At 52.7% G+C, this 20,513-nt stretch carries 18 protein-coding genes; 12 read left to right on the top strand and 6 right to left on the bottom strand.

Features of this window, described 5'->3' with window-relative positions; translation table 11 throughout:
- Positions 1-123 precede the first annotated feature (123 nt).
- The 6 genes from HGO37_RS20795 to HGO37_RS20770 all read left to right on the top strand — a co-directional run bounded on the left by HGO37_RS20795 (position 124) and on the right by HGO37_RS20770 (position 4,965).
- Positions 124-1,113 (top strand): ABC transporter permease, encoded by a 990-nt coding sequence (locus HGO37_RS20795; protein WP_250985008.1) that lies wholly within the window; start codon positions 124-126, stop codon positions 1,111-1,113.
- A complete protein-coding gene (locus HGO37_RS20790) occupies positions 1,110-1,946 on the top strand; it encodes an ABC transporter permease (RefSeq protein WP_250985007.1) in 837 nt (278 codons plus the stop codon). The genes HGO37_RS20795 and HGO37_RS20790 overlap by 4 nt, the downstream gene beginning before the upstream one ends.
- Positions 1,943-2,743 carry an ABC transporter ATP-binding protein gene (locus HGO37_RS20785; RefSeq protein ID WP_250985006.1) on the top strand — a complete coding sequence of 267 codons (801 nt, stop codon included), beginning with the start codon at positions 1,943-1,945 and terminating at the stop codon, positions 2,741-2,743. Before HGO37_RS20790 ends, HGO37_RS20785 begins: the two co-directional genes overlap by 4 nt.
- Complete coding sequence (locus HGO37_RS20780) at positions 2,740-3,543, top strand: ABC transporter ATP-binding protein (protein ID WP_250985005.1); 804 nt, start codon at positions 2,740-2,742, stop codon at positions 3,541-3,543. The genes HGO37_RS20785 and HGO37_RS20780 overlap by 4 nt, the downstream gene beginning before the upstream one ends.
- Positions 3,530-4,633 (top strand): pyridoxal-phosphate-dependent aminotransferase family protein, encoded by a 1,104-nt coding sequence (locus HGO37_RS20775; protein ID WP_250985004.1) that lies wholly within the window; start codon positions 3,530-3,532, stop codon positions 4,631-4,633. The genes HGO37_RS20780 and HGO37_RS20775 overlap by 14 nt, the downstream gene beginning before the upstream one ends.
- Before the next feature lie 149 nt (positions 4,634-4,782).
- A complete protein-coding gene (locus HGO37_RS20770) occupies positions 4,783-4,965 on the top strand; it encodes a hypothetical protein (RefSeq protein WP_250985003.1) in 183 nt (60 codons plus the stop codon).
- Between the two features lie 246 nt (positions 4,966-5,211).
- Here the strand turns inward: HGO37_RS20770 and HGO37_RS20765 are convergent, their stop codons facing one another.
- Complete coding sequence (locus HGO37_RS20765) at positions 5,212-6,672, bottom strand: glycosyl transferase family protein (RefSeq protein WP_250985002.1); 1,461 nt, start codon at positions 6,670-6,672, stop codon at positions 5,212-5,214.
- Positions 6,673-7,000: 328 nt separating this feature from the next.
- Here HGO37_RS20765 and HGO37_RS20760 point away from each other — a divergent pair, with 328 nt between their 5' ends.
- On the top strand, positions 7,001-8,920 hold the full coding sequence (locus HGO37_RS20760; protein WP_250985001.1) for a TonB-dependent receptor domain-containing protein: 1,920 nt from the start codon (positions 7,001-7,003) through the stop codon (positions 8,918-8,920).
- 77 nt (positions 8,921-8,997) lie between these two features.
- Here HGO37_RS20760 and HGO37_RS20755 read toward each other — a convergent pair whose 3' ends face one another.
- On the bottom strand, positions 8,998-9,939 hold the full coding sequence (locus tag HGO37_RS20755) for a 2-hydroxyacid dehydrogenase (protein WP_250985125.1): 942 nt from the start codon (positions 9,937-9,939) through the stop codon (positions 8,998-9,000).
- 148 nt (positions 9,940-10,087) lie between these two features.
- On the opposite strand from HGO37_RS20755, the gene HGO37_RS20750 reads away from it, so the two are divergent.
- Entirely contained in the window at positions 10,088-10,948 is an 861-nt protein-coding gene (locus HGO37_RS20750) for a D-amino-acid transaminase (RefSeq protein WP_250985000.1), read from the top strand.
- Positions 10,949-11,488: 540 nt separating this feature from the next.
- Here the strand turns inward: HGO37_RS20750 and repC are convergent.
- From repC to repA, 3 genes are all read right to left on the bottom strand, one after another.
- Positions 11,489-12,703: a plasmid replication protein RepC gene (gene repC, locus HGO37_RS20745; protein ID WP_250984999.1), complete on the bottom strand. Its 1,215-nt coding sequence runs from the start codon at positions 12,701-12,703 to the stop codon at positions 11,489-11,491.
- 195 nt (positions 12,704-12,898) lie between these two features.
- Positions 12,899-13,930: a plasmid partitioning protein RepB gene (repB, locus tag HGO37_RS20740; protein WP_250984998.1), complete on the bottom strand. Its 1,032-nt coding sequence runs from the start codon at positions 13,928-13,930 to the stop codon at positions 12,899-12,901.
- A complete protein-coding gene (repA, locus tag HGO37_RS20735) occupies positions 13,927-15,150 on the bottom strand; it encodes a plasmid partitioning protein RepA (protein WP_192489028.1) in 1,224 nt (407 codons plus the stop codon). Before repA ends, repB begins: the two co-directional genes overlap by 4 nt.
- A gap of 635 nt (positions 15,151-15,785) precedes the next feature.
- Here repA and HGO37_RS20730 point away from each other — a divergent pair.
- The gene (locus tag HGO37_RS20730; RefSeq protein WP_250984997.1) at positions 15,786-17,546 is read left to right on the top strand and encodes an acyl-CoA dehydrogenase family protein; all 1,761 of its coding nucleotides are present in this window, start codon (positions 15,786-15,788) and stop codon (positions 17,544-17,546) included.
- Positions 17,547-17,755: 209 nt separating this feature from the next.
- Positions 17,756-18,631, top strand: a complete 876-nt coding sequence (locus HGO37_RS20725) for a transporter substrate-binding domain-containing protein (RefSeq protein ID WP_502941440.1) — start codon at positions 17,756-17,758, stop codon at positions 18,629-18,631.
- 21 nt (positions 18,632-18,652) lie between these two features.
- On the opposite strand, the gene HGO37_RS20720 is transcribed toward HGO37_RS20725, so the two are convergent.
- The gene (locus HGO37_RS20720; protein ID WP_250984996.1) at positions 18,653-19,594 is read right to left on the bottom strand and encodes a class I SAM-dependent methyltransferase; all 942 of its coding nucleotides are present in this window, start codon (positions 19,592-19,594) and stop codon (positions 18,653-18,655) included.
- A gap of 144 nt (positions 19,595-19,738) precedes the next feature.
- Between HGO37_RS20720 and HGO37_RS20715 the strand changes: the two genes are divergently transcribed.
- Positions 19,739-20,005, top strand: a complete 267-nt coding sequence (locus HGO37_RS20715) for a DUF6460 domain-containing protein (RefSeq protein ID WP_192489032.1) — start codon at positions 19,739-19,741, stop codon at positions 20,003-20,005.
- A gap of 1 nt (position 20,006) precedes the next feature.
- Positions 20,007-20,501, top strand: coding sequence for a CAP domain-containing protein (locus HGO37_RS20710; protein WP_250984995.1), 495 nt, complete (start codon positions 20,007-20,009; stop codon positions 20,499-20,501).
- Positions 20,502-20,513: the final 12 nt, after the last annotated feature.

Here is a 20,513-nt window from a genome sequence, read left to right as displayed (position 1 = left end):
TATCGCCGTGGCTTTACCACCGGCCGAAGTTCGGGATGACAAATTTTCACAACAGGCTGGTCAATGCTTCCGAATACTGATTGGCTGCGCTCGCAAGAATATCGATAGTCGGGGATATCAGCTATGCGCCGGTCCATGACATTAGTGAAACGAAGAGCCGTCAGCGCCATTCCGGTCCTGCTGATCGTTTTGCTGTTTACTTTTGTTTTGCTTGAAAACGCCTCGGGAGACGCCGTTGATGCCTATCTAACCTCGATTGGTGGCGGCGATGCGAACCTTGTGCAGACACTGCGGGCGCAATACGGCCTGGACCAATCCATGCTTGCCCGTCTTTGGCTCTACGTTGGCTCCATAGCGCGTTTAGACCTTGGCTGGTCTCTGTCCTTCGATCGCCCCGTGCTTGCGCTCATACTCGAACGGCTGCCGAATACGCTACTACTCATGGGAAGCGCCACAGCCATTTCTTTCGCATTGGGCTCAGCGCTTGGCATTGTTGCCGGGGCGAAACCGGGAAGTGTGCGTGATCGGTTCCTGTCGGTCTCTTCACTGGCACTTTACGCCATGCCGGGTTTCTGGCTCGGCCTGGTGCTTGCCATTATATTCGCGGTTCAGCTTCGCTGGTTTCCGACATCCGGTATTGAAACCATCGCGTCGGGCAAACAGGGATGGGCGAGGGCACTGGACATCGCCAGACATCTCGTCTTGCCGGTTACCAGTCTCGGTCTGATCTATCTGGCACTTTTCCTGCGTGTCATGCGCACCTCCATGGCCGGCATCTGGAAACTCGACTTCGTACTGTTTGCCCGCTCGAAGGGACTTTCACGCAGCAGGATCGTTCTACGCCATGTCGCACGCAATGCCCTGTTACCACTCGTCACGGTGCTTGGTTTGCAGTCAGCGGCGATGCTGGGGGGCAGCGTAGTGATTGAAAGCGTATTTGCCATACCGGGGTTTGGACGTCTAGCGCAGGAAGCTGTGTCGGGACGAGATACGCCATTGTTGATGGGCATCATTCTTGTCAGCGCCGTGTTCGTGATTGTCGTCAACCTGCTTGTCGACATCCTCTATGCCACGCTTGATCCGCGCGTCGGGGCAGGGACCACCGGCACATGAAACAGCTCAGTTTTCTCATGGCTTCCGCATCGGGACTGGCCGGCGTGATCATCCTGCTCGCACTGAGCGCGATTGCGCTGGCTGCGCCCTATCTTTTTCCTGCCGATCCTCTGTCGATTGCCGGTGCGCCACTCATTCCGCCGTTCACTGACATGAGCTTTCCGCTCGGAACCGACAGGCTGGGCCGCGATGTTCTGGCCGGGCTGGTACATGGCACACGTGCGTCACTCGCCGTCGGACTGGCCGCAGCTATCGCCGCAATAACCCTCGGTACGATCATTGGCACCCTTGCCGGTTTCGCCAGTGGCCTGATTGATGAGGCACTGATGCGTGTCACTGACGCCTTTCAAATCGTGCCCAGCTTTCTCATGGCACTTGCCTTCGTCAGTACCATCGGTACCTCCATGCCAATTGTGGTCATCGCAATTGCACTCGGCGCATGGGCTGATCCCGCCCGTTTGACGCGCGCACAGGTGTTGTCCATTCGTGAAAGCGATTACGTCGCCTCTGCCCGCACGATCGGCATGCACCCGCTTGAAATCGCCTTCAGGCAGATATTGCCCAATGCCCTGCCACCGGTTCTGGCACTGGCTGCCATCATCGTCGCAGCAGCCGTGCTGACAGAAGCCGCTTTGTCGTTTCTGGGACTGGGAGACCCGAACATCGTCACCTGGGGATCGATGATTGCCGAGGGACGTAATGTGCTTCGCTCAGCACCATCGCTCTCCATCATACCGGGCCTTGGTTTGCTGACACTGGTGCTGGGTGTTTATCTTCTGGGCGAAGGTATCAATCAGGCTTTGTCGAAAAGCGACAGGGGAGGGGACCAATGACGCTTCCACTGTGCCATATCCAAAATCTCGGCATAACCTACCCCAAACAACGAACTCCGGCATTGACAGATATTAACCTTGAGATCTATGCAAGAGAGAGACTGGCAATCATCGGTGAAAGCGGTTCTGGCAAAACGACACTGGCCAGATCTCTCGCGGGACTTTTACCGCAGGGCGCTAAATCGAGCGGCTCAATTGATTGGGCCCTGCATGGAAAGCGCATAAAAGCCCGCCCACAAGCCGGTCGTGAACTGGCATATGTTTTTCAAGATCCTGGAAGTAGCCTCAATCCTGTGCTGAAAATAGGCGAGCAAGTCGCCGAAACTGCACATCAGCATCTCGATATCTCCTATCGACAGGCGTTGAGACAGGCTGTGGACCTGCTGGAACGGGTTCAATTGCCGGAACCTCAGCGCTTGGTGAATGCCTATCCACATCAGCTCTCAGGTGGCCAGAAACAACGTGTAGCAATTGCAGCAGCCATTGCGGCACAGCCATCCATATTGATAGCCGACGAGGCCACAAGTGCGCTTGATAGCGTCACTCAGGCGGCAATTGCCCGACTGCTCGATGGTCTGGTGCAAGAGGAAGGCATGACGCTGATCTTCATCACTCACGACATCGCTTTGGCCAGCAGTCTGGCGGACCGCATTGCTGTTTTGCAATCCGGACGGCTTGTAGAGCAGGGCAGGGCGAGTGAGGTCATAAACTCTCCCGAAGATCCCTACACGCGCGAACTGATTTCCGCGCATATTGATCTTTCCACGCCACCGCTGGTGCTGGAGCCCCGACAATGACCGAACCACTGCTGCAGGTAACAGGACTGTCAAAAACCTATGACGGCGGACCACGCCAGGTGACGGCACTGTCCAATATCACCTTCAGCGTCGAAAAAGGCGAAACGTTGGGTCTTGCCGGCGCTTCAGGTTGCGGAAAATCGACACTAGCCCGTATCTTAATGCGGCTTGTTCCACCGGATAGCGGGTCTATTCGTTTTCAAGGACAGGACTGGCTGGCTCTGCCGCAGGCAGCGCTTCGAAAACAGCGCAAGCACATGCAGATGGTGTTTCAGGACACTGTAGGGGCCTTCAATCCACACGCAACGGTCACAAGTGCGATTGGCGATCCGTTGCGCATCCACAATATTGTGCCAGCCACGGGACGTGAGCGTGAAATTCACCGATTGCTGGAACGTGTGGGTCTACCAGCCAGTTACGCCGTACGCCCGATCATGGCTCTATCAGGTGGGCAACGCCAACGTGTTGCGATCGCCCGGGCCCTGTCACTACGCCCCGATTTACTGGTGATGGATGAAGCCGTCTCTGCGCTTGATGTCTCCGTTCGCAGCAGAATTTTAGAACTTCTTGTTGAAATTCAGCGTGATACCGGCATCGCCTGCATCTTTGTATCACACGATCTTGCCGTTATTCGGGCTGTCTGCCATCGCATTGCGGTGATAGAAAAAGGGCATATCGTTGAAAGCGGTGTTACCGGCAAAGTCATTGCCGCACCGCAATCTGCCGCCGCCAAACAACTGATTGAGGCCGTTCCGCGGCTTAATATATTGCATGAGGACATCCACAATGCCGAACCGTGACTGGACTTTCCTGCTCGACACACCCCCTTTCCCGGCCGATGCCTATGCGCCATTGGCGGACCAGCTGGCAGCGATACTTGGCACTCGAAACGATGTTCTCCTAATTCAGGCAGAAGCGGTGCTGGCACTTGAAGCCGTTGCGACCAGTCTGGCACGACCAGATCTCACCGCACTCAACATCGTCACTAGCCCCTATGGCAGCTGGTTCGGCGGCTGGCTGTCGCGCGGCGGCGTGCAAGTGACCAACTTGCAGGCTGCCCCAGCCAAACCGATCACAATCGAAGCTGTCGAAGCCGCCCTTGATGCAGAACCTGACATCCAAATCCTTGCAGTGGTGCATGCGGAATCGGCCAGTGGCATTCTCAATCCATTGGAGGAGATCGTTGCCCTTGCAAAAAAACGCGGCATTGTCACCGTGGTGGATGCCGTTGCTTCCGTCGGCGGCCACGCATTGGAGGTCGACAGGCTGGGCATAGACATCGCCGTCATTGGCCCGCAAAAATCTTTGGCAGGTCCAGCCGGACTATCTGCGATCTCGATTAGCAAAGCGGCATGGGCATTTCTTGATCATGATAATCCCCCACGCGAGTCCATGTTGTCGCTGATTGACCAGAAAAAACAATGGCTTGAGAAAGGGAGAGGTGCACTCCCTGGCACACCGGCGCCACTGGAATTCTATGCCTTGAGAGCAGCTTTGCAGCGTGTGGAGCAAGAGGGAATTGCCGACATTGTGGCGCGCCATAAGCACGCGGCAAGCGCCACCCGCAGTGCATTGCAAGCCTTGGGCGCCACACTATGGGTAGAAAAAGACCAGGCATCCGCGCTTGTGACAACCGTCATATTACCAGAAAAAATCGCGTTGAATGACTTCGCAGCTCGATCATGGGGTGCAGGATCTGATCTCACATCGGGTGTAGGTCTTGGCGCGGAACGACTTGTCCGCTTCAACCACACGGGACATCGCGCCTCTCGAGACGCAGTCACCGCCAATATCGATGCCTATATCTCCCTACTCAAACATTTTGATGTCGCACGTGACGCGATCTCTGCCCACTCAGCTCTGGCAAAAACCTACGAAGACCCACATTAAGCCCGCATTTTCTCTCGCGTTCCATCAGTAAACATTCTTGCTATAGTCTACAGAAAAAATAGAAAATTGATTGCCTGACCAATCTTGACGAAAAAGTGGCAACAAAGCACACTTAACGGGACGTAAACGATTAGACAGGAGATACGTAAATGGTAGCAGGTATGAACATGCTTTCCTTTGACCTCTTCGGTCTCGGCCGCAGAATGCCCGAGAACAAGTCAGAAACGGGCAGTGAAAAAACTGCGGCACGCACTGCGCGCGACGAGGCATCTCGTAAGGATGTGGAGCAGGAACACGAACTGTTTTTCTGGTCCCTCTATCCGGTAATTTGACATCAGGTCGATATTTGTTGTGGCATTTTTTGAGCTAAAAAGTGCCACAACATAAGGCCACACCATGATCGAAGAAACGGGATTTATCTTTTTAGATCATGGCGTTAACGGCACCTTCAATATCCCGCCAATCTTTCAATCCATATTTCCAGAATACATTTCAGACGCTGGTTTTTAACGCGGCCACTTTACAGCTGTTGCATCATATTGCGGATTTTGAAGGTGCTGTCATACTCATGACCATGGTTACGCAGCCGCCACCAGACGGTCCTTCCATAGTCTCAACGCACGTTGATAGTATTCCAGAAAACTATCCGCCGATGCACATTCAATCGTCATCAGCGCCATGGCGGCCGTCGCGCAAATCACCATTTCCATGCGTTCATCACGCGCCGCACCTGTCCAAACCGCAAACCAGTATTCCCGCATCGTCATCAACGTGTCCGGTTCTGCACCTGGCTGCTTCATGCCCGGAATAGAAAAATCATAGGATGCACCATCCAGCAAACGATAGATTGTCGTCGTTCTGAACGGGCCAAATTCCGGAATATCCCTGATATTGCCGATGATGGACAGTTGCTGCACACCCAGCAACATCGCAATATCGCGGTGTAGATCCCGTCGCGCAGATCCCGACGCACCCATGATGCTGGCCTTTGCACCCAAGGGATTGATCAACTGCAGAATCGTATTGAGCGGCGAGCGCATTTCCATCAACGGATACAGACCGATAAGCCGGGTAATTTGTGCGTCGAGGGTTTCCATTGGAATAAAGACGCTCGCAGCCGTCTTCAGCGCATTTTTTGCATCTTTGATCGATGCGCAAACGGGAATGCCCGACATCTTCGCAGCGATAACAAATTTTGCTTCGTCCTGACCACCGCCGGCAGAACCGTGCATTGCCACGCGGTAACCAGCCATATTAACCAGTCGCACGGCATGCATGAACCAGGGAGAGGTGCGTAACTTCGGTGATAAATATACCGGCCAATCAAGATCGGCCGTCGTGGTCCCGACATCCGATACCTTGAGATGAGCACGAAGTGCCGTGACAAAACCTGCAAATTCCGATGTCGTTGCACCGCGGAACTGCATTGTCGCCAACAAAGCACCAATCTGGATCGGATCTGCCTCGCCGTCGAGAATGATGGACAAGGCGTCTTGCGCTTCTTCCTGGTTGAGCGAGCGGCTGCGACCTACGCCTGCGCCGGACAGAGCGATATATTTCGCAAGTCTCTGCATCGGCGGCGCGTTATCCCCTATCCGGGACAATTTATCGGCGATGTGCTCCGGTGATGGCTGTCCATCCAGAAGCATCGAGGGTCGAACCGCAAGCGGTGGTGCATCCAACAGGGCAGGGCCGCTCCAACCGGTTTCACCCGGCCTGGAGGAGGAGACAGTCTCTTTTTGCGGCGCTAACAATCGATCCGTTTCTGCCGCAAGTGCCCGAACACGAACCCGCAGGGAATCTGCAAGTGGCGTCGGCACCAACCCTCGGGCCGTTCGGTGGAATAGTGGATCGCCATAAATTTCCCGAAGTTGGCCGAGCATTCTGCTCATTGCAGGTGGCTGTATACCCATGCTTGCCGCAGCGCGGCTGACGCTCCCCTCTCGCAAAAGAGTGTCCAGCACGATCAAAAGACGCAACTGTCCTGATCGATCTTGTGCCTGATCAACGCCCCCGCGTCGCTTTTTTTCCCCTGTCACGACATCTCCGTTCTGCCCTGTAACTTCCTCATATTCAAATTTGGAATCATTCGAAAACAACAAGGTTGCTCTTACCAGAGCCGTTAATTATGTGGATACCATTACTCAAGTTAATTGTCTGGAGTGTCACATGAAGTTGATCGCTGACCGTCGAGGGGACGGGCAGGGGACGATGTTGCGCGCAAAAAAACGCCAGCATCCAAGCCAAAACCTGAAAGCCGGAAAGCACCGAATTGCCTTGGCGTGCCTCGCGAGTACAGCCATTTTCATTGCTCAAAACGCTTACGCGCAACAGTCAGCTGACACAGCCACAGATGAAGAAGCACTTATGCTTCAACAGATTGTCGTGACAGCCTCGTCGGTCGCAACCGATTTGCGCAACGCACCGGCCAGTGTATCGGTTATCAACTCTGATACATTTGAACGAAGAGCCGTCACTGATATTTCCGAGGCAATCCGCACTCAGCCGGGCGTTAATGTCGGATTTGGCAGTAATGGCACACGCGGTGTCAGTATACGTGGCCTCGGCTCCAGCTACACACTCATCCTCATAGACGGCAAGCGCGTAAACGCCGGCCTGACGACAATGCGCAAATATAACGGCGATCTTGATTGGGTGCCGATCGATGCAATCGAACGTATTGAAGTCGTGCGCGGCCCGATGTCGACACTTTATGGCTCCGATGCATTGGGCGGTGTCGTCAATATCATCACCAAGAAAAACAGTGATCGCTGGCGTGGATCGGTGACCGCAGAAACGCTGTTGCCCAGCAATGCCCTGACCGGCTCCAAACAGAAACTCAGCGGTTACGTCAGTGGTCCGATCATCCCTGATGTTCTGTCCTTCAGCGCATTTGGCAATGTCAGTAAACAAAAAGAAGCTGATGAAAGCTTGGGCGGCGGTGTGGAGACACCACGCGGCACACGTGATTTCGACCTGACAGGTCGTTTGACATGGACGCCATCAGCCGATCAAGTTATTGATCTCGAAGCGGGTTTTGGACGTGAGCGTTACATCCCGTATCTTGAACCGGGCGAGGCCGACACACCGACAACAATTGAGCGAACCTCAGTTTCGCTTCGCCATGTCGGCGAGTGGGACTTTGGTACCTCCACAGTCACAGGCTTTATGGAAAATGCCGAAAACAAACACACCATCACCGATCGTTTGGGCGATGTTCTCGGCAACAGCATCACCGTTCGCAGCTACACGCTGGACGGCAAGTTTGCCATGCCGCTGGATTACTTCTGGACGGATGGCCTGACGATTGGCAGCGAATTCCGCTACGAAGAACTGGACGATCCGGAAAATCTTGGCAAGGCCAATACCGTAACCGGCACAAGTGGTTCTCCACAAACCGACAACTGGACAGCTGCGCTGTTTGCCGAAAACAAGCTCGACATCATCGAAACTGTCCATCTGACAACCGGTCTGCGTTATGACTACCACGACATGTTTGGCAGTCATCTTTCTCCACGTGCCTACATCACCTGGGATGTCACTCCGGATTTGACGTTCAAAACCGGTTGGGCTCAGGCTTTCAAAGCGCCTGATCTTCGCCAGCTCAATCCGAATTGGGTGCAAACATCCCGCGGCCGTGGCTGCGGTGCTGTCGGCGGCCCTTGCGAAATGGTCGGTAATCCAGACCTCAAACCGGAAACCAGCAACAGTTTCGAAGGCGGTCTTTTCTACGAAAACTCCGCTGGATTGCAGGCAGGCCTGAATTATTTCTTCAATGAAATTGAAGACAAAATTACCTCTGCCCGCGTAGCTTCCCTAATCACTGCCGGCGGCACGAAATACGTTCAACAGATCAATGTTGACCGTGCCAGATCACAGGGGTTGGAAGGTAACTTCTCCATTCCATTACACGACACTTTGACCTGGACAAACTCGTTTACCTGGCTGTTTGAATCGAAGAATCTCGAAACTAACCTGCCATTGTCTGCGGATCCGGAAATGTCCGTCCATACGGAACTGGTTTGGCAGGCCCGTGAGAATTTGAGCTTCACACTCTCAGGTGACTATTACGGAAAACAGGTCGATTATGTCACAACACCTGAAACGCTCATCGCTCAGAACGTCGAGCCTTACGCTGTTGCCAATATTTCGACCAGATACAGCTTCAATGAGAATGTCGACTTCAAAGCCGGCATCAATAACATCTTCGATACGCAGCCAAAGAGCGAATCCAATTTTGTGGAAAATGGCCGTACATTCTTCCTTGGCGTAACCACGAAATTCTAAGAGTACAGGTGCGCTTCATCGCATCACGCTTCAAGATAACCCGGCCTCATCAAAGCCGGGTTATTTTTGTCGAAAATCTAGTATCCCCGTTGAATATCGACAGTCGGTGGCAAGGTGCCATTTTGCCGCCAGTTACGAATATTTCCAGCAACGATACGCGCGGAACTTTCACGACTGGTCGGTCCGGAAATGTGCGGTAGTACTGTCACTTTTTCATGATCCCAAAACGCCGAATTATCGGGTAGCGGCTCTACTTCGAAGACATCGAGTACAGCGTGTGAAAGCTGACCACTGTCCAAAGCGTCCAAGAGGTCATTAGTCACGATAATCGGTCCGCGTGCGAAGTTGATAAGGCTGGCGCCCTTTTTCATAATTCCAAACCGAGATGCATTGAGCAATCCACGGGTCTGCTCGGTGAGTGGCACGAGGCAGACAACAATATCGCTACGCTGCAACATGGTGTTCAACCCCTCATCACCGGCAACTGTTTCAATTCCGGCTAGCGATTTCATCGAGCGGCTCCAGCCAATCACGTTGAAACCCGCATCTTTCAGTTTTCGGGCAGAAGCTGCACCCAACTCGCCAAGGCCGATCAGACCAACGGCCATTTCGCTCGGTTGCCGATACTCCAGTTCCTGCCAGACACGATGCTGTTGCTGCTTCCGATAAGCGGGCATATCCCGTTGGAGGTAATAACTCCAGGCAAGAACAGCCTCAGACATAACCCGCGAAAGTTCTGGATCAGTCAGTCGAACCAAAGGTGGAGCCTTTGGACCCAACTCCGCAACCAAACGTTCAACGCCGGCCCAAAGACTATGAACCCACTTCAGGTTTGGCAGTGCTGCGATATGTTCGGGGTCGGGATTGGCGACAACAGCAATTTCTGCGCGCTGCTTTTCATCATCCGACATTGCCGAAAAAGAGATGATTGTCTCTTGAGGTAAAGCCGCACTCAAGGCACTGATCCAGACGGCTTCGGAGGCGGCATCACTCCGCGAGACAAATGCAATAGGCGGCAGTTGGGACATCTATCAAAAACACCTTTTTTGGAAATGAGTGTAACTGGGCAAACCGTATTCAACCGGCATTCGAAAGGAAAGCAATTCCCCATTAATTACACATGTTGTAGGACGGGTGAGCTTCAAAATTCATTAAAGGAAAAGCGAAATGAGCAGGACCGTTTATGTCAACGGTGAATGGGTCGCGGAAGAAAACGCCAAGGTCTCTGTCTTCGATCGCGGTTATCTTTTCGCCGATGCGATATATGAAGTAACCGCAGTCGCTAACGGCAGGCTGATCGACTTCACTGGCCATGCGGCACGTCTCGCCCGTTCACTCGAAGCGCTCGGTATCAAACCGCCGGTGACCAATGATGTTCTCAAGTCGCTCCATTTCGAAATCATTCGCCGAAATGAACTTACGAACGGTTTGATCTATCTGCAAATCTCGCGTGGTGCTGAAGATCGCGACTTTCTCTATAGTGCCAGTCTCGAGCCAACAATTGTGATGTTTACCCAGGCCCGCAATGTCTTGGCAAATCCACGATGGGAAACCGGAATTTCGGTCGCCACGGTCCCTGAAGGCCGTTGGTCCAATCGCCAGATCAAGACCGTACAATTGTTGTATTCGTCGATGGCGAAGATGGAAGTCCAACGCAAGGGCGCAGATGATGCTCTCTTTGTCGAGGATGGTTTCATCACCGAGGGCACATCCAACAATTTTCATATCGTGACCAGCGATGGCACACTTATCACCCGCGCATTATCAAATGCTCTGCTCCATGGAATTACCCGCGGATCAATTCTTGATATCGCAGATAAGGCCGGTATTCCGACGGAACAGCGGTCTTTTACACCTGATGAAGCAAAATCAGCCGCGGAAGCATTTATCACTTCGGCCGGGGTTTTCGTTATGCCCGTCATCGCTATCGACGGACAAAATATCGGCGACGGAAAGCCTGGTCCTATAAGCCAAAAATTGCGTGCACTTTATATTCAGCATAGCCTCGATACCAGCGAAGGCCCCTGATTCAGGCAAACAGAAACACCTAAAACCCTGTCAACTGACAGGGTTTTATTTTGCCCTAATGGGCGGTTTTACATTAGCCGTCACTGTCGTCCCATATCGCCAATAGATTGGCGTGTCCTTTTCCCCCTTTCCACCGACAATTAAAAACGTCACATCCACTTCAGTGGCTCATTGCCTTTTGTACAGTTGAGTTGATCGATGGTTGATAATCACTTCCGCTGCAAATCTCGCTAAGCGCGAGCTGACCTCACTATTTTCTCTCGGCCTGGAAATATGCCGAGCCATCGGGCCAAAATCTCACCAACAGTAGCAGTGGCATTTCGAAACAAATTTTGTTTCCATTTAATGCCACTTGCGAAATCGACTTTAAGTCCGCCGGTTCGCTGCAATCTTCCACACTCGGCTGCCAGCGATTAATGCTTCCGACATCAGTCGACTATCATCGTCTTGCTATGAACCACCGACCGATTTCGGAAATCAGACGTTGGACTTTTATAAAGACAAACCCCGACAAGCTCATTTGCACATGACACCACCGCGTCACCCCGCCTGGCGTTGATTAGTCCCAGCCACTCTCAGCAGAGCCATCAACATTGGTCCCAATGAGAATTCGCCAAGTGCTGTGCGTTTGGTAAAATCGCGCAGATCCCCGCCAGCTGAATTGATGTGCTGTGCTCTTTCCAGAATGCAGGCGATAGCAACCGCCGCATTTTCAGGGCCCATGACTTCGCACGCCGACTGATAGGCGGACGGGCTGACACCCAGCATTGAGCGAACAGTCACCGCGGCACTCATCAAATCGCGCCAATTCTCAATAACGCCGGACGGACCATAGGGCACAATCTCGGGGCAGGCGCGAAGCACCATACCCAAAGGAAATGCCTTCAGCTCCACATTCGGCTTGGCTGTTTTGACACCAAGTTTCGGGTCGAGCTCATTTTTTGAGCTAGCTTCAAGTTCATTAAGAGAGTTGGTATTTGAAGTCTGTTGGTGCCGCTCAAAATGATCTGCATTGCCGCTTATATTATTTGAATTAGCTAGTGTTTCCAGCAGATTGAGTACCTCTGCCCTGAGCATCAGCATCTCATCGAGCAGCGAATTCAGTTCATCGGTCGTCGGCGACCTTGGAATACGCGCAACCAGCTCGTTGTAAACTTCTTCAACAGCATGCCAATCGCCGTCTGCCTCTTCGTCGATCGCGGCCGAGATGAGCTTGCGAACATCGCGTCGGCATATCGTTAGAGCTTCTTTTGACCGTCTGAACTTCGCACGCTCTGCAGCCACCTCTTGCGCCAGGTGTGCAAATTCTTCTGCTCGTGCAAGTATTGGTGAAAGGTCAAAACCGAAAGCGTCCTGGACTTCCCCTGAACGACCTTTGCGGGCGAACCGCTTGCCATTAGCGCTGTCTTTGCGGACAATAAGCCCTGCTCCAACCAATGCTGCCAAATGCCGGCGTAATGTTGCATCCGCCATGCCATGGGCGCGAACTGAAAGACTTGCGTTTGATGGAAATACGATGAGCTGGTCACCCTGACGCAGTTCTGTTTCAGGATAAAAGCTCAAAAGCGCATCAAGCACTGCAAGTGATCTGTCCTGCACGCCGAGCATACCTCGAGCTTCGCACACATCACGAAACACTTTCCACTTATCGGCGGTTTTACCGGATTGAATCTGAGCCGAAGCGACTTGCCGTTTCATCAGGTCAAGCGTCATCGGCCGCCGCCCAAAGGGCGTCGTTACATTGACAGGTTGCATCTTCTTTTACCTCTTTTAAGGCAACAGAAATCCGCTCACCAAAAAGATGCCGAAAACTCTTGACTGTGAATCATGGAAATGCGATTCTCGAAGTGCTAAATCTGAGAGAGGCTTCCATGCGGCAACGTTTGGGGGCCTTTTTCTTTTGCGGTAAATACCTTTCTTCGTTTTCGATCAACAAGATAGCTTGTGCTATCAGTTGTTCTTTTTTGCGCGTTGAAGCGAAAACTGCTCGACGAGTGTCGGCAATTGCTCAGCAACAAACTTGATGAATTCCTTGCCAAGCTGATCCTCGGCAGAAATGCGAACTTCTTTTGCGGACGTATTCAGTGCCACGAGACGATCACCATTGGCGTCGAGTATCTCGGTCGGTGCCTTTTCGGTGACCGTCGGCTTGATGGCTTCCAGCACATTCTGGAACCGCTTGTCTGATGTCAGCAACTTACCGTTGCCATTGGCAAGAGTTTTCCGGATTACCTCCAGAGCATTCTTGTTGGCGCTGATGCGCTTAGCGAAATCGACCCAACGCGGTCGACCAATCTTTGGCGCCCGGCCGATGGCCTCAATCACGTCGGCTGGTACGGTGCGGTAAACGCCACGCATCCGCGCCAGTTCGGCGTCATCGATTGAAAGCGCCGCATAAATGTCGCGCGGCTTTATCCCGGCCATATCCATACGCGATGCAAACAATGCACGCTCGATCCAGCTCAAATCCTGTCGGCTGGCATTTTCAATACCCTGCGCGACAACAAGATCCAGGTCGGAAATATCCACTTCCATTGCCTGAACCGGCTTACCCAGTTCCTTGGCGGCAAGCCACCGGCGATGACCGTAGACAATTTGATAGCGGCCGGCTGCCGTTGGGTGTTTGCGAACCTGAATAGGTACCTTTTGTCCGTCAGTCTCAATCGACGTCTTGAAGGCCTGAAATGCATCCGGGTCATCTTCCGGCAAACGGTCCGGATAGGGCGAGGGGTCAACAACGGCGGTGTCGAGCATCAGCAGTGAACCACCACCAGCTTCTACCAAAGCTTTCAAACGGTCACGCTCGGCACGAATATCATCGATGGCACGATGTGCAGCACCAATGACACCAGCTCCCACACGATTGTTGGCAGCCTTAGGTGCCACTGCCGGTGCAGATACCTCACCCTTCAGGTGATTTTCCAACTCAGCCGAAAGCAGTCCGAAACTGGCCACGATCGATTTGCGAGATCCTTTGCTCATTTGCGCCCCCAACTGCTATTGATCAAATCAATGATCGCTTCGTTCACGGCATCGACGGCTTCGCGAGCACGTTTATGAGTATCCCGGCCGATCTGTCCCATCTCCAGTTCATAGAGGGAACGTTTGGCAAGTCCGGCCGCTTCCACGGCTGTGCTTTCAATCGATGTTGGCAACAGAACATCGGTGCCAAACAGGTGACGTAGCATTGCCACCACTTGGGACTGAGGCCCATCATTCGGGTCATGACGTGTAATCAAATACCGTATGAAATCTTGATCGAGCTGCGCGCCGCTCTCGTTGAGAACGCCGATCAAATCACCCATCATCAATAGAAACTGGCTCATCGACGCGACATCCAACATGGCAGGATGCACAGTGATGATCATGCTGGTGGCAGCGTAGATAGCGCTCAACGTCAGAAAGCCAAGAGATGGCGGCGTATCCAGGATAACGATATCATAGTCGTCCTGAACCTCATCAAGAGCCAACTTCAGTCGTTCGAAAAAGATCGCGCCGGAACTGGACTTATTGGCGAGTACACGCGGTGTCTCATGTTCATATTCCATGACCTCAAGATTGCCGGGTATCAGATCAATACCGTCAAAATAGGTCTTGCGGATAATGTCGCGAATTGGACGCCGCTCAGCATCTTCATAGCGCAGCGCCGCATATATTGTCTCGTTTGCACCAACATCCACTTCAGGCTGCGCACCAAACATCGCTGACAACGAAGCCTGTGGGTCCAGGTCAAGCGCCAGCACCCGATAGCCTTGCAGAGCGAGGTAGTGCGCGAGATGGACACAGGTTGTCGTCTTGGCACTACCGCCCTTGAAGTTAGCGATCGCCAACACCTGCAAATGTTCACCAGCACGCCGACGCGGCAGAAAACGAAGCGCGTCGGCGGGCTTCTGCTTGGCAAACAGTTCGCGCAGCTCATTAATTTGCGGAAGAGTGTAAACTCGGTGATTGTTCTCCAACCGACTCGGAACGGGTCCACGTCCTTCGCTGGACATCAGTTTCAGGGTGGAGTCAGGAATGGACGTCAATCTGGAAACCTCATTGGTCATAAAATGACGCAATGATTTTTCAGCCTTTGGGGGATACATACGAGTTCTGAGTTGCTGCAATTGACCAGACAAAACGGTAGCGTGACGCATGATTTTACTACCAGCGTCTTCCTTCACTACAGCTTTGGCGCCTGCACGCTCAACTATCGTCATATTCTCCCCTTGGCGGCATTTTGTCGGTTTGCCGACCTATGCCCGCCAAGACGTAGAACATGATTCTGACACTTCGTCCAGAAGTGAAGGTTAACAGTGCTTTTACACCACAGAAAACAACGCTCTAGCCGTTTACACTTAAGGCGGAAATCGGGAGGATTTTACAATAAAACTAAATTAGCAAAATCATCTTTCTATATATATTTCAATTATTTACCCATGTCACTCTTAAGTGACTTTATCTTGAAAACATAGGAACCTGCAGATACCCGCCTGTTGAGGGCAAAACCTCGAGCCGTTAGCCATTTCATCATCAGACTGACAAATTCAGACAGTTCATTCATCAAAAACCGCGAATCATTGCCGCCCCTGGCAGGGGTCAGCGGCAACAAGAATGCATTATATTTACACGTCAGCAGAACCCTGTTTCCGCACATATTGCCTGACTCAGTAATGGAGACGGCCATTCAAAGAGCCACATAACCGTCGTCCCTCCAACCGAGAAACCGGTATAGATTTGTGAAAATTTTCGTCCTTGAAAAGTGTAACAGTCGTTTGGTACATTGATGGCCAAACAGGTGGTGTGCCATCATCCCTGTAAGGACGCGGCATTCCAAGGGTGGAGGAAATCTGAAATGGCGCCATATACCGCACCGGTCGATGATATCGGGTTTCTGCTGGAGAGAATTTTCAACTTCGATGGTGTTATGCAAGACCTGCGGGGATTTGAGGAGGTCAATGCAGAACTTGCGGTTACCGTCATGGAAGAGGCCGGTAAGTTTGCAACGGGTGTGCTAGAACCGATAAATCGAGCCGGTGATGAGGAAGGTTCCACTCTGGAAAACGGCGTGGTCCGCACACCAAAAGGAATGGCGGACGCCTACAAGACATTCGTCGAAGCGGGTTGGGGCGGGCTATCTGGTGATCCGGAGTTTGGCGGCCAGGGGCTTCCTCGAGTACTGCAACTGTTGCTGGATGAAATGATGGCTTCGGCCAATCTGTCATTTGGGCTTTTCCCAGGCCTGACCCGGGGCGCCGCTGAAGCAATTGCCCACCATGCTGACGACACCTTGAAACAGACATACCTATCCAAAATGACCTCAGGTGAATGGACAGGCGCAATGGCTCTAACCGAGGCGTCGGCCGGCACAGACCTTGGTCTGCTGAGCACACGCGCCGAACCGGTTGGTGACGGCAGCTACAAGCTCAAAGGCACCAAAATATTCATTTCCTCAGGCGACCACGACTTTGGCGGCAATATCATCCACCTGGTATTGGCACGTTTGCCTGATGCACCGAAGGGCGTGAAAGGCATAAGCCTGTTTCTGGCACCGAAATTCCTTGTCAACGCTGATGGTAGCCTCGGTGATCGCAACACCATGTCCGTTGGCTCGCTGGAACACAAGATGGGTATCCACGCCCAACCAACCTGCGTCATGAATTATGACGGAGCGACGGCCTGGCTTGTTGGGGAGGCTGGTCGCGGACTGAACGCCATGTTCACGATGATGAATGCCGAGCGACTTATGGTCGGCATTCAAGGGTTGGGCATTGCTGAAGCGGCCGTTCAAAAAGCGAGCGATTACGCACGTCAGCGTTTACAAGGCCGCTCAGCAGATGGCGCGCACAGTCCGGTGCCAATTATCGAACATCCTGACGTGCGCAAGATGCTGTTGACCGGACGCAGTTTTATCGAAGCCGCGCGCGCCCTGGCGGTATGGACAGCCTTGCAAATGGACACCGCAGACCGGCATTCGGATGAAAAGACAAGGAATGAGGCCGGCAATCTGGTGGCGCTTTTGACACCTGTCGTGAAAGCGTCTTTCACCGACTTCGGCTTCGAAACTGCAGTGCTGGCCCAGCAGGTATTTGGCGGGCATGGTTACATCCGCGAATGGGGTATGGAGCAGTTTGTCAGAGATGCCAGAATTACCCAGATTTATGAGGGCACCAATGGCGTACAGGCGCTCGATCTCGTAAGCCGCAAGTTACCACTTGAGAACGGTGGAGTGGTGCGAGGTCTGTTCGAAACAATGCGCCAGGACATGCAAAGTGCTGCCAAGACAGACGCAGCGAAAACAATCGCTGAAAGTTCTCTTGCCGCGTTAAAGCAGTTTGAAGCCGTTACGGAAACCCTGCTTTCGCGCCAGAGTGACGCCGCCTTTACCGGCGGTGCGGCAACCGATTATCAGCGGATGTTTGCCCTTGTGTGCTTCGGCTGGATGTGGACAAAAATGGCGAAAGAAGCGGCCGGCAAAACAAACGATTTCGAACGTCGAAAAACTGTGCTTGCAGATTTTTTTTCCCATCGCATGCTGCCACAAACCGAGGCTTTGGCCAAAGCCATTGAGAACGGCGCGGTTTCAATCATGGCGCTTGATGCGGAGCTGTTTTAACATACAGCAGGCATCTGATCAGATCGGCACCGAAATTCAGGTGGGCCAGCTTTTCTGGCTCACTTCGGTTATCATCACCTATCGCTGCAAAAAACCGCTGACAATTTTTAGACATGGATAGTGACCGTTCGGTTGTATATTCAGTATGTAGCATTCTGTTACACTGCCACTGAACTGATGGCCTCCTACATCCAAGATGGATCATGCCCATGCCCCGCCAGCTTGCATCGCTGAAATTACCGAGCCTTTCGATATTTCTGGCAACGCTGGGCATTCTGGTCAGTGCGCCGGCAGAAAGCGCTGAAAAGAACACCGATGGCATGCTTCCGGTCTTGTTTGATACACGCGAGCGTCTTCCTAGCGCCAATATTTCTGACGTAAGCAGCATTCGTTTCCTGATGTCGGTTGATTTTCCGCCGTTTAATTTCACCGACCAGAATGGCCGCCTGACCGGCTTTAACGTCGATCTGGTGCGCGAAGTCTGTGCGCAGCTGAAAATGGACGCAAAGTGCCAGATGCAGGCCCTGCCGTTTGATGAGCTGGAAGCGGCTGTGGAGATGGGCGAGGGGGACGCAGTCGTTTCTGGCATGGCGGTCACCGGTTCGCTGCGCCAGCGTTTTTCGTTTTCCCGTCCTTATATGATGCTGCCAGCGCGTTTTGTCGCAAACAAGAATGCCAAGTTGCAAGGTAGTGCAGCAACTGCACTGGCCAAACGCAAGGTCGGTGTTGTCGTTGGCTCTCGCCACCAGGCGATGCTGAAAGCCTTTTTCCCTGATATTACCAGCACCGAATATAAAAATTACGACGAGCTGTTCGAGGCTGTCAAAACCGGTGCCGTTGATGCCATTTTTGCCGATGGATTGCGTTTGCCATTCTGGGTATCTGGCACAGCGTCAGCGGATTGTTGTGAGCTGTTTGACGGGCCCTATATGTCCGACAAATTCCTGGGTGAAGGTCTGACGATTATGGCGAATGATCCCGAAAATGTCCTCATCCCGGCTTTTGATCAGGCGCTGGCGACCTTGTCACGCAATGGCAAGCTGGACGAGATCTATCGCCGCTACTTTCCGCGTGGCCTTTACTGAGGCATCACGCTTCAAGCTCTTTCAATCGGCCTTACGTGCAATGAACAGGATACCCGTAATAGGTTTACCTGCATCCATTCGGATGGTGGTCCGCACGCTCTCCAACAGGTCGAAACCTTTTTTCGCCAAGAGATCACAGACATAATCGAAGGAATGAGCGTATCGCAGCGAAGGGCGAAGCGTGAAGCCAGTTTTATCGCCAGCATCCTCAACGGAAAAAGCGAATATGCCTTTTGGCATCAACAGGCTTTCGGTCAGGTCAAATACCGTCGCAAGGCTTCCGAGATACATCAACACGTCGGCCGCAGCGACAAGATCAGCACGATGTTGGACAAAACTTTCAGTAAATAAGGCGGATTCTTCTGGCCCCAACGCCAGATCGGCCTGTCCGAGATAGTCATATATCTCTTTTTCTTCTGCCTTGGACAGCATGTTGGCAGAGATATCAAAGCCTTCAAGCCTGCCTGCCATGGATTTGATTTCAACACCCAGCAGGCCAGTTCCACACCCAATATCAACAACACAGCGAAACGAAGGGGTGGGGATATTTTTTTCGATCAGGGCCGTAAGTTTGGCCGGAACGGAATATTCGAGTTTTTCAACCAGTGCCGTTTCAAACCGTACGGCATATTCATCGAATAATTCCTCGACATAACGGCTGGGGGGTTGATCGGGCACCTCCGCGGCCCCAAGAACAGCGAGCTTCAGGCTGGCTGCAAATATCCCCTCTGGGTCCAAGGATACCACCCTTTCGTAGGCAGATATTGCGCCTCCCTTATCTCCGGATTTCTCTTGATATTCCCCCAGTTTAAACCATCCCGCTGGCCAGTTGGGGGCCAGTTCCAGGGCTTGCGCCATAAGTTCGGTCGCGGCGAGGTGGTCGCCGCTTTCAGCAAGCATTCGGGCATAATCCGCCCGGCGGTCTACGATTACGTCACCGGAAGAAAATTGGGTTGAGGCCATAGCAATATCCTGAAGCGATGGCGCTAATTGCAGCAGTCATAAAAAAACTCAAGTCTTATTTCATTCACGCAGCGCTCATACATATAGAAATAGGGTTGCAGGCAGGCGTTGCCTTTCATATCTCTGTCCCAAAAGGAGAAAACAATGGCTGGTGATGTGAACAGGTTCCTCGGGGATAGTCCCGCTCGCACCGTACTGAAGCTGGTGGTCGTATCATTGATCGTCGGTTTTTTGATGGCGATCTTTGGCGTTGACCCATGGGATCTCGTCTACAGCATCCGCAATTTCATTCTCGATATCTGGCACAGTGGTTTTGCCGCACTCGGGAAAATTGGCGATTACCTGATACTGGGAGCGACCATCGTCATTCCTATTTTCATCATCCTGCGAATTTTCAACTACCGCCGTTGATATGACCTTGCAAAACATACCAAAAATCTCGCGCAGAAACATTCTTGCAGTCTCAGCAACTGTCTTGCTGTCGGCCTGCGTATCATCACGCGCACCAAAGCTCTCGGGTAATACCTCGGATGAAACCGGCGCCGCATTGGCGATGGTTAACAAGCTTCGTGAAGGGCGCGGACTTTCGCCCTTAAGCGCCAACACACGTGCGCGACAGGCGGCAGCAAGCCAGGCGGTTCGCATGGCAAAAGCCGACAAGATGTCCCATCTCATCGGTTTGGGCGACAGCTTCCTCAGCCGTATGAAAAGCCACTCTGTGCCACTTCCTGCTGCGGAAAATATTGCCAGCGGCCAGGCAGAGGTGCAGAGAGCGGTTCAGGCTTGGATTGATTCTCCAAAGCATCTGGAAAACATGCTGGGCAATTATCATGGTCTTGGCGTTGCCGTGGCACGGGATGCGTCTTCAGGAAATCGGCCTTATTGGGCGATGGTGCTTTCAAGCTAACCGCCCAATAGA

It is taken from the genome of Rhizobium sp. CG4 (assembly GCF_023701965.1).
GTDB lineage: Bacteria > Pseudomonadota > Alphaproteobacteria > Rhizobiales > Rhizobiaceae > Agrobacterium.
Note: the sequence above shows the minus strand (reverse complement) of the source record. Positions and strands in the feature narration are given on the sequence as shown.